The organism is Alteromonas sp. KUL42 (assembly GCF_006538325.1).
Taxonomy (GTDB): domain Bacteria; phylum Pseudomonadota; class Gammaproteobacteria; order Enterobacterales; family Alteromonadaceae; genus Alteromonas.
The window spans coordinates 66,451-75,613 of record NZ_BJKK01000020.1 but is presented as its reverse complement, the minus strand read 5'-3'; the positions used below and the strand labels follow the sequence as shown (position 1 = coordinate 75,613).

Annotated in this window: 7 protein-coding genes; 1 reads left to right on the top strand and 6 read right to left on the bottom strand. The window is 41.5% G+C overall.

The window, feature by feature from the left end; genetic code table 11:
- The first annotated feature begins 189 nt into the window (after window positions 1-189).
- Window positions 190-675 (top strand): hypothetical protein, encoded by a 486-nt coding sequence (locus EYR97_RS19130; protein ID WP_131095358.1) that lies wholly within the window; start codon window positions 190-192, stop codon window positions 673-675.
- A gap of 205 nt (window positions 676-880) precedes the next feature.
- Here EYR97_RS19130 and EYR97_RS19125 read toward each other — a convergent pair whose 3' ends face one another.
- The 6 genes from EYR97_RS19125 to EYR97_RS19100 all read right to left on the bottom strand — a co-directional run bounded on the left by EYR97_RS19125 (window position 881) and on the right by EYR97_RS19100 (window position 8,981).
- Window positions 881-3,955 (bottom strand): error-prone DNA polymerase, encoded by a 3,075-nt coding sequence (locus EYR97_RS19125; RefSeq protein WP_131095357.1) that lies wholly within the window; start codon window positions 3,953-3,955, stop codon window positions 881-883.
- Window positions 3,956-4,010: 55 nt separating this feature from the next.
- A complete protein-coding gene (locus tag EYR97_RS19120; RefSeq protein ID WP_131095356.1) occupies window positions 4,011-5,435 on the bottom strand; it encodes a DNA polymerase Y family protein in 1,425 nt (474 codons plus the stop codon).
- 2 nt (window positions 5,436-5,437) lie between these two features.
- Window positions 5,438-6,133 carry a recombinase RecA gene (locus tag EYR97_RS19115; protein ID WP_131095355.1) on the bottom strand — a complete coding sequence of 232 codons (696 nt, stop codon included), beginning with the start codon at window positions 6,131-6,133 and terminating at the stop codon, window positions 5,438-5,440.
- A gap of 207 nt (window positions 6,134-6,340) precedes the next feature.
- The gene (locus EYR97_RS19110; protein WP_131095354.1) at window positions 6,341-6,844 is read right to left on the bottom strand and encodes a hypothetical protein; all 504 of its coding nucleotides are present in this window, start codon (window positions 6,842-6,844) and stop codon (window positions 6,341-6,343) included.
- Between the two features lie 2 nt (window positions 6,845-6,846).
- On the bottom strand, window positions 6,847-8,607 hold the full coding sequence (locus EYR97_RS19105; protein ID WP_131095353.1) for a DUF885 family protein: 1,761 nt from the start codon (window positions 8,605-8,607) through the stop codon (window positions 6,847-6,849).
- Between the two features lie 38 nt (window positions 8,608-8,645).
- Window positions 8,646-8,981: a DUF1820 family protein gene (locus EYR97_RS19100; protein ID WP_131095352.1), complete on the bottom strand. Its 336-nt coding sequence runs from the start codon at window positions 8,979-8,981 to the stop codon at window positions 8,646-8,648.
- Window positions 8,982-9,163 lie beyond the last annotated feature (182 nt).

Here is a 9,163-nt window from a genome sequence, read left to right as displayed (position 1 = left end):
CCCGCCTAACGGCGGGTTTTTTTAGTCTATAAATTTTACACCTCTCGCTCATATCTTGCCTTACTTTATATAATACTCTGATATATCGCGTTTTTACTTTGCTGGCTCTATTATTGCTTAGGTTAAAATATTGTTAACTGGAGGTGTGTAGAAGTAATCTCTAAAATCAAAATAACTTAAGGGAATACTGTGAATAAGACTTTTCTATGTTTATTTTTAGTGGCTTACTCAATAAGCGTTAGTGCTATAGCAGCGATAATAGATAATGAATCTAAAGTAAGTAATAGTTTTAAAGATACTGATACTCGCCTAGTTTGGATGGATTTTGGTATCAACAACAATCAAAGTTTTGATTTTGTAACCTCTCAGCTAGAGGTTGGTGGAATTTACTATGGTTGGCGGCTACCTAGCTTATCAGAGGTCTATACAATGTGGTCTAATTTAGCGGATTTGGCTAACGTTAGTGCTTCTTTCGAAAATCCTGATTATTTAGGGCCAGGGCAATTATTAGCGCACGATGAAAACACAGATGGTTTTTCAACAGATGATAGTGTTTGGGATCCAGTTTTTGGGTTTATTGGCTTTAATGAATCAACAGACATAGGTAATGCCTTTGTTACGCGTAATACAGCGTTGTTTCAAGGCACGGACGGTTTGTCTTACGGTTTTTTATGAAGACTTTTATGATACTTCCGCTGATGGAGTGTCTCATAAAGATAGAATTATGATCGTTGACAATATAAATCTTGATCATGTTAGTGGTGATATAATTTTTGATATGTCTACCCTGTTGGTTTATAACGTTGTGGCCCCTGCATCTTGTATATTCATCCTCCTTGCGCTTATAGCCAATTGGTTTATAGCGATACACGGTTCTATTTCAATGAAAGTTTCGCGATTTAACTTGTAGTTTGCTAAGCCATTGGGTTCTATCAATGAGCTTACCAGCAACAATGTGAATTACTCCTTCAGGGGAATGCTCTAAAATGCCATTAACTTGAAGTATTTTCGTTTTAAGAAATGCTTTTTGTTGATGGCGAGCTGTGGCTTGCCATACGACCACGTTAATATTTCCAGTATCATCTTCCAGTGTTAAAAAAGTTACGCCTGCGGCTGTACCCGGTGCTTGTCGCCCGGTAACGGCGCCAAGCACTTTGACTATCGATTGATGTTTTTTGTGTACGAGCGTATTTGCCCAACTAATATCGTTGAATTTGTGTTGGCGTCTTATAAGCGAAATGGGGTGTGAGTCTACGGACAATCCTGTCGATGCATAGTCTTCAAGTAAGTTCTCAGCCTCAGACGGTGGGGCAATGGTGTGCGTTTCACTTTCTTTATGATCAAAAAGGGGCAAGCTTGCTTGGGTATTCATCATTTCCCAGCGAGTTTGATAGCGGCTTCCTGATAGAGTACGGAACGCATTTGCACTAGCTAAGGCTTGTAAGTCATTGCGCTGTAGTTGAAGTTGTTGCACATGGTGCATACTGTCAAAACCATTCGTTGGCCGCCCTTTAACGATTTGGTGTGCTGCGCCGTCACTAAGCCCTTTAATAATGCTTAAGCCTAATTGTATATGTTTCTTCTGCCCATCGATAAGGAAAGAGTGATCGACATTCGACTGGTTAATACAAGGGGCTAAGACGGTTATGCCATGCCGTTTGGCATCTTGTACCAATTGTGACGGAGAATAAAACCCCATAGGCCAGCTATTGAGTAAAGCAACGTAGAATTCCACAGGAAAGTAGAATTTTAGCCAACAAGATACATAGGCAAGAACTGCAAACGACGCTGAATGAGACTCTGGGAAACCGTAACCCGCAAACCCTTTAATTTGCTCAAACAAGTTATTGGCGAACTCATTGTCATATCCTTTATCCGTCATACCTTTTATGAGCTTTTCTTTAAATTCAAAAATGCGCCCGTCTTTCTTCCAACTTGCCATGGCTCGTCGCAATTGATCTGCTTCGCCACCACTGAAACCCGCTGCTACCATAGCCAGTTGAATAACTTGTTCTTGGAAAATAGGCACACCCATTGTGCGTGACAATACTTTTTTTACTTCTTTTGAGGGGTAAGTGATTTCCTCATTACCATGACGCCGAATTAAATAAGGGTGAACCATATCCCCCTGTATTGGGCCTGGACGGACAATCGCAATTTGTACCACTAAATCGTAATAGCATTGGGGTTTTAGTCGAGGCAGCATAGACATCTGTGCACGTGATTCAATTTGAAAAACCCCTACGGTATCGGCTTTGCAAATCATATCGAACACTTGTTGGTCATCGCCTAATTTGGTAATAAAAGGAATGCTGATTGGTATAGGAAATTGTTTGTTGATTAGCTGAAATGCACGGCGAATAGCACTAAGCATACCCAGTGCAAGCACATCAACTTTTAACAAGCCAAGCGTTTCTATGTCGTCTTTATCCCATTGAATAATAGTACGCGCTTCCATAGCTGCATTTTCAACAGGCACTAAGTCGTATAATGGACCTGCACTAATAACAAAGCCCCCGACGTGTTGAGATAAATGTCGCGGCGTACCGAGCAGTGCCTCGGTTAGCGATATTAATTGACTCACTTTGGTATCATCAGGGTGTAAACCAAGCGCAGCCAATTGCGATTGCCAAGGAATAACTCTGTCTCGGCGATTAATTTGCTTAATAACAAAGTCGAGTTGAGATTCGCTAAACCCAAGTGCTTTACCCACGTCCTTGAATGCGGATTTAAACCGATAACAAATAACCGTTGCGGCAATAGCCGTGCGTTCTCTACCGTATTTGTTATAGATATATTGAATGACTTCCTCGCGTCGTTGATGCTCAAAATCAACATCTATATCTGGCGGCTCGTCACGCTCTTTTGAAATAAAACGTTCGAAGAGGACATTCACTTGTCGAGGATCTACTGCGGTTATTTCTAAACAGTAACAGACAACCGAATTCGCAGCGGAACCACGGCCTTGGTATAAAATTCCCTGCTGTTTGGCAAACTGAACAATATCGTAAATGGTCAAAAAAAAGTATTCGTACTCTTGCTCTGCAATAAGCGTAAGCTCTTTTTCGATAATCTCTCGGATATCTGAAGAAATGCCTTCAGAAAATCGTTTAGTAATACCGTCTTCTACGCAAGCACGTAAATACGACCTAGGTGTGTAGCCTTTAGGAACGAGCTCAGCAGGATATTGATAGCGCAACTCATTAAGCGAAAAAGTGAACTGGCTAGCAAGTGTATTTGTGTTGGCTATCCATTTCTCAGGATAGAGCTTTTTAATTTTATGCGGTGGACGCAAACTTCGCTCGGTATTGCTTAACGCTTTGCGGCCTATTTTGTTCACCGTTGTATGTAATCGCGTGGCATGTAAGACGTGTTGCAATGGCAAGCGGTCGGCGTGATGCATTAATACGCCTGTGCACGCGATAACAGGAAATGAATAGTGCGTTTGTAAGTGATTATAGTGTGCAAAACGGTGATGGTCTTGGCCATCTAGTAAGCGCTGTGCACCAATGTAGGTATTGATGTTGGGGTGTTTCTGTAGCCAGTTTCCCCAGTTTTCATCATGCGCTTGGTTTCCACTTGGTAACCAAACAAATAGACAATGGCGAATAGTACGTAAATCCCACTCTGCTAATGCGTACTCTCCTTTGTCAGAGCGTCGTCGCGCGTTGGTGATAATTCGACATAGCTCACTGTACGCTTGTTTATTCGGGCATAACAATACAAATGACAGTGACCTATCAAACACGAAGTAACTGCCAATAATGAGCTTTATGGGTAAGCTTTGATGTTTAATTTCGTCATAGGCGCGAACAACACCTGCAACAGAACATTCATCTGTAATAGCGATAGCGTCGTAACCTAAAAAGGCAGCGGTAGTTACCAGTTCATTCGGAGAAGATGCACCACAGAGAAAGCTGTAGTGGCTTTGGCAAAATAGTTCACTGTACTTCATACACTCTCCTTTGTTTTGATGATTGATAAAGGTGCGTTGTGCATGCGTTAGATGGTTAACAATAGATGCCTTGTGCCCACCATTGGCTACTTTCATCTTTGAAGATCAGCATGCGCACGCCGTGGGATGTTTGAGCGATAAAATAGTCTCGTTTATACGAGCTACCACGCCACCATTCATTGCTTAATCTGACAGGCCCAAAACATATTTGAGTTTGTTGCGTAAGAGGTTTGGGTGTCTCAAATGTGAACGTCGGTGTGATATCGCTGGCATAGGAATAATGAGCAGTATTTCGTTCGGCCACCGTCATAAATTCAAATTGGTGACTATCTGCAGCTTGCGGTTGATAGGTACTGTTATCACCGAGTTTGGCGTTTAAGCGCCCAATTAGTTGTTTCTGGGCAATCTCATTAAATCGGTTATGAAAAAAATCGCTACTTTCACTGTCCATGTCGTCGAATTCATTGCACTTTAATGTGACGGAAATAACCGGTTCAGGGAGTACAATAGGTTCTATTTTGAGTGTTAATAGTGAAAGCCAGCTTTCTATCGAAGACTGCGGTAACGCAGAGCAGACAGGAAAACACATTATTGGAGCTTCTCGAAAATGAAAAGCAACATGAATACTTGAGGTATGTAAGTTTCTGGCCCGTAGGTAATGTGCTAATTGCTCAAGTTGCTGTTTAATAAAAGGCACAAGGTGTTGTGTGTTTTCGATATCAAAAGGAAGTGCCATGGCGTTATTAAAGTATGAAGAGGGGCGAAATAGCGTGGCTTTCGGAAAAACCTCACCTCTTAATGTAGTAAGGTACGTAATGGTGTTGTTGTCGAAGCGTTTCCCTAGCTCGTGTACGGGCATATCGAGAAGTTGCTTAATACGCGTAATACCTACTCTTTTTAACGATGTTTTCACTTTGTCGGAAAGTGCGGTTAATGACAGTGAACATTTTGCTAGCGCTTGTTTTATTTGCTCATGTGAATGGAAATAGGCATTAGTTTGATGAAAAGCTAACACTTTAGCTGCTTCTATGGTCCACGCATTCGCGAAGTGATAGTGCACTTTTGCTAACGATAACTCACGGGCTAAGGTTTTCCATAGCGCATTGTGCCCGCCGTAATACTGCACTAAGTTATCTAAGCGAATAGCTAAGCCATTATGGCTATCCAATACAATGTCTGAAGCCAGTGGATATAAACGATGAGCCAGCTGTTTAAGTAATTGTGTCTCGTTGTCCTTATTAAAGGGGATAATGTGTATATAAGGGCAAAGTGCAGCGGCTTGTGCTAAACCATGACCTACCTCAATACCGATTTTTTGCGCGGCATGATTGAGCTGAATAATGCGATTGGTGTTACCGCAATACACGCAAACAGGGTAGGTAGTATCGGTATCTGCTTTTCCACTAGAGTGCTCATCAGTAGAGTTTTGCTGATGATTATCAAGTGTCAATTGGTAGCAGTAAATATATGTCCACAGCATTGTTAACTCACAGAATGTAGCGTGTGACCTGTAAGCTTATTGCGTTGCATGGCCCATTTGATTGCATGATTATCAGGCGTCCACTTATGTGAAAGTGTAATATTATCCACAGGCCAGCCATGGCGCTGTTTATGCACTTTTATAGATAAATGATGCTGCTGTATTTGCAATGCCAAATCGAGGACGATAGGAAGTGATTGTGCTTCATTGCACCACTTATCTATAGGCGTGCTATACAATAAGCACAGTGCGTCATTGTGTGTTGCTGCAACCTGTAAACGCCTTGCAGCTTTAGCTGAAATCGCGCTGTGCCACAGAATTACACAATGACAAGCGGTGCTTTTTAAGCACTGCTCAGCGGCCCAGAGAGACTCTTGTGATGAGGTTGTGTTTACTACGAGTACTTGTGTAGATTTCAGACCTAAATTTTCTAACCATGGTGTTTGTAGCAAGCCTGGAGGGTTAATGAAAACCACCATTTTATGAGTACGTTGTTGGCACAGCACACGTTTAAATAAAGACAGTTCACCAATGCCCACTAATGAAGAAACACGAACTAACCCCGTAGAAGCTACGCCACCATTTAATGCGTTATCAAGAGGCGTAAAGTCAAATGAAAACTTCGTTTCATTGTGACCTTGTTCTCTAGCTCGCCAAATATGCGGATGATTATTTAGTTCAGACAGTGAGTCATTCATTAGATTTAAAATAAACTGTATTTTTATACAGTATTATAGTGCAGCAAATACCCATTTCAAGAAAAACTCACTGGATATGAGTGAAGTAGACAGTGACTAAATTTAAACGTTTATAAAGTAAGAAGAAAAAGTAGCTGTTATAAAGGGCAAAAAAATAGCAGCTTAAAACGAAGCTGCTATTTTGTTTCTGTAAAGGTAAGTCGCTGACTATTGAGAAGTGTCTTTTTCAGATTTGGTGACACCAGAGACAGTGGTAGTTACCGTTTGGCAAAACGCTATAAAGCCATCTGACGTATTTTTTGACCACGCCATACGCACATTGCTGGGCAGCTCTTTAATGACCTCTTTTATGTCTTCCATGGTAATTTCCTCGTAAGCGAGTACCTTATTTAACGACTCCTCAAACGAAAAACCTTTCTCACAGCAAGTCATTACAATGGTTGAAAAGTTACGCATCAATGTATGTAGTACATCGTACTGTGCCTGGTTGATGAGGCGACTTTTAAATGCACTTTCAATACGAAATGTAAGGTTTTTTTCAAGTGCATCAGTCACCAAAACTAAATTGCGATAAGCGTGGGTAACTTTATTATTACTTTGTTTAGTGGAGTGACGTGATAGCGCCAGTTCTTTTTGCAAGTTTTGTGCATGCAGCACAAAGTAAATAAGAATGAGGACGAGTAACCCGATAACCCCAAATGTAACAATCATACTTAATTTGCCTTTTGCTCTTCTTGTTCTTGTATGAACGCGTTGATGTGTTGTTCCAAAATAAATAATGGTACTGAACCGTTTTCTAACACTGCACGGTGAAATTTGCGCACATCAAAGTTCTCACCCAGCGCTGATTCGGCTTTCGCTCGTAGCGCCTTTATTTTTATCTCGCCAATTTTGTATGACAAGGCTTGGGCTGGCCATGAAATATATCTGTCTATTTCTGTATTAACGTTATGCTCGGAAAGCGCAGTGTTCTCCATCATATAATCAACGGCTTGTTGACGGCTCCAGCCCATGGTATGCATACCTGTATCAACAACTAAGCGACACGCACGCCACATTTCATAACTCAAGCGACCAAAGTCATCGTAAGGGTCTTCGTAGATACCCGCTTCAATCCCTAAAAACTCTGAGTACAGACCCCAGCCTTCTCCGAAGGCCGATATATAAGTATTACGACGTACCATGGGTAAGTCTTCAAGCTCAGCTGCCAGTGAAATTTGTAAGTGATGGCCTGGAACCGCTTCGTGTAATGTGAGTGCAGGTAGGGCGTATAACGGACGTTTATCAAGGGCATATGTGTTCACCCAATAGTAGCCGGGTTGATCGTCTCTGCTTGGATGAACATAACGTCCAGTCGTGTATTTAGGGGCTATACTATCTGGTACCGGCGCGACGCCATAAGGTGTTCTTGGTAGGTACTCAAATAAAGAAGGCAGTTTGGCATCCATCTTCTTGGCAATAAACGATGCTTCTTTTAATAGATCTTCAGCGCTGGAGGCATAAAATTGAGGGTCTTCACGTAGAAAAGCAATAAAGTCATTTATGCTGCCTTCAAACGCAAGTTCATCAACAATGTGTTGCATTTCACTGCGTATGCGCTTCACTTCAGACAAACCCAAGTTGTGAATTTCAGTTGGGCTCATATCTGTAGTGGTGTAGTGTTTTGCTCTATTGGCGTAATAGGCAACGCCATCAGGCCAGGTATTTGCGGCAATATCACTGCGGGCGTTGGGAATATATTCATTCACCATAAAATCATAAAATGCTTGGTAAGCGGGGAGTACTTGCTCAGTAATGGCCTTTGCACCTTGTGCAGTTAGCTCGTCTTTTTCTTCTTGTGTGAAGTGGTCAGGGTAGCGAGTAAATGGCGCATAAAAACCACTGTCTTTAATATCTTCAACTAAGTAAGACGAAATAGAGTCTTCAAACCCTTTAAGCACTACTTTGGGCTGTGTGTAACCCTCTTTAAGCGCTTGTTTCATGTACGCCATTTGCTGGTTAAAGTAAGGCAATAGAGCCTTCAAACGACTGATATAAGCCTTGTAATCGTCAACATACTTGAAGGTAGACATGTTCGGTAGCGATGCCATTGCACCGTGAAAGCCGTACTCGGAATTAATCGGAACTAAATAGGCACGATAAGTATATTCATCAATATAGTTAGCAAGGCGATACTGCTGCATTAATAGCGCAATGAATGCGTCTTTAGAAATGTTGTCTTGTTTGTAGTGACTGAGTTCTTCTTGAAAGGCTACCCACTGTTTATTTTGCTCCGCTAAGCCTTGTGGAGAAATATCAGGTAATACATAAGCAAGCGCTTTATTTCCTTCACGGGAAGCTAAAAGAGGGGAAACAGAAAGCTCATATTGCCAAATCTCATCGAGTAGCTGGTATAAGCTTTCATCGTTGTAAGGCTTTGCTGATAAGCCCACGCTGCTTACAAATAATAAGGCTGCTAAAACGTAGCGATACATAAAGGTCTCCGGTAACCTTCACCGGCTAGACCCGGTGGTTACTCTTTCGTTGGTGTGTAAATTGGACTAGGGAATGCAGTTACTTTATCAGATTTATTTTCTAATTTAGTAATTTTGGCAGAACCTTTTTTCTTAACTGCATCTATGCGAAGAATATTATGCATAGGAACATAAGTTTGTGTCACTTCTGAGAACTCAGATTTAAGGCGTTCATGGCTTGGATCAAGTACAACACTGGTGTGCGTATCCCACACAAAATCACCAATTTCGATGAAGCCAAATAGGGCACCTTGTACCAGAGTTTTTACGTACAGTTCGTAACGTTCTCCGTTACTAATGAATTGCACGCGATAAAGGGTTTCGTCTTTTGACATATGTGTCTCTTGTATACTTAAGAAGCCCGCTGTGCATTTCTGTCAGGTAAGCGGGTGGCTAGCAATAATTGCGACAATTTTACAATGTCACAAAAATACGAGCAACGGTATGAAACACGTGGTGAATACACGGTGTTCAATAGCATTACACCCATGAACTAAGTTAACATGTAAAACATATT